Annotated in this window: 2 protein-coding genes; both read left to right on the forward strand. The window is 60.5% G+C overall.

All coding sequences use genetic code 11. The features are described 5' to 3' along the window. On the forward strand, positions 1-468 hold a 468-nt coding region (locus H6B31_RS16560), incomplete at its 5' end, for a class D sortase (RefSeq protein WP_204899504.1). 17 nt (positions 469-485) lie between these two features. Beyond that, positions 486-1,637, forward strand: a 1,152-nt coding sequence (locus H6B31_RS16565; RefSeq protein WP_204899505.1) for a hypothetical protein, incomplete at its 3' end; no start/stop codon positions are given.

Here is a 1,637-nt window from a genome sequence, read left to right on the forward strand (position 1 = left end):
TTTCTGAACGGTCAAAACTCTGGCAGTGGCGCCAGTACAGTAACCACCTCTACCGGGTATACCAAAGTCACCAGCGACCTCTACTACTCCGGCGGTTACCTGGGCACGCTGAAAATCCCCTCCATTGATTTGTCCGTGAAGGTGTACCAGGGCACCGACAGCTCTACCCTGATGAAAGGTGCTGGGCACTTCAAAGATACCAGTATCTGGGACGGAAATGTGTGCATCGCCGGCCATAACCGGGGCGTCCGGGATGACTTTGGGGACCTGCACACTTTGGACCCAGGGGATACCATTACCTGGACCACCAAGCTGGGGACGCGGACCTATGAAGTCACCAGTGTCCAGAAGGTAAAAGAGACTGACACCAGCGGCACCGCCGCCACTACGGACAACCGCCTGACCCTGTTCACCTGCGTCCGGGACCAGCGGGCCTACCGCTGGCAGGTGCAGGCGGTAGAAATTTGAGAGGAGGAGCGCAAACTATGCTGAAACAGTTAAAGCATCATTGGAAACGGACAGTCTCCGGTCTCATGGCCCTGGTCATGGCGGTGGGATTGCTGCCTGGCACATCCCTTGCGGCTGAGACAGCGGCCACCCCCGAAATCCAAGCAGAAGCGGCCTATGCCCCCACGGGAAACTTTGAACTGGCCCCGGCCGGAACCACCGCCTGGAACGGCGGGGCGGAGCCCATGACCGTCTACTCCAGCCAGGCTGGGACCACCCAGGAGGCAGAGATCCCAGCCGGAGAGCTCTTTGCCCTGCTGGAAGATGGAGACAGCCGCCTGAAGATCGGTTATTCCGAAGGCGGCTGGACCGGCGGTACTCTGGAGGATGCCGGCTGGGTGGACAAGGACTGCATCCTGGTTAACCTCCCCGATCTGATTCCCAGCATCGCCTATGTCCGGGAGGATGCGGAAGCACAGTTCAATTCCCGTCTAACCCGGTTCGAGTATGTCATCCCCTGTCCCTACGGGGAGGCGGAGCGCCTGGCCCAGCTCCAGGCCGAGGCCATGGAGGACGGCGAGACCCTGGTAATCCGTATGGACGGCCAGACCGTGACTGTCAGTCGGGCCGTGGGCGACCCCGCCAGTCTGGAGGAGTACACCTTGGACGGGGAGACCTACCGGAAATACGAAAAGTGGACGGAAGTATCTCCAGCAGAAAGCGGCATTTTCGCCTACCAGGTGCCCTATGAAATTTCCACGGCTCACAGCGCGGACCCCAGCTTCACGCTGGGGATGTTCACGCCCCAGACATCCCAGCCCAGCCGGGCTCCGTCTAATGTCACACCCACCGGAGATGTGGGTGCCTACAACCCCGGCAGCCCCGGCGGACAGAAACCCCACACCTCCAACGTGGCCTGGGCCATTGACCCGGAGCGGACATTTTTACGCTTTACTCTGGTGGAATTTCCGGGCGGCGTGGTTACCGACCTGAACACCATGGACTGGAATACCTGGCATGTGGTAGGCACGCCCCTGAACGTAGTATGGAGCAACGGCTGGTCGGCGGACCAGTGCCGCAGCGACGTCACCTGGTACAACTCCAGCGCCATGTACTATAACGGCATGGGCTCCAACGCCCCGCAGCTTATGGCCGGTACTTCGGTGAGCAACGGTGTCTACTCCTATGAC

The sequence above is a fragment of the Pseudoflavonifractor capillosus genome (assembly GCF_016899775.1).
Taxonomy (GTDB): domain Bacteria; phylum Bacillota; class Clostridia; order Oscillospirales; family Oscillospiraceae; genus Lawsonibacter.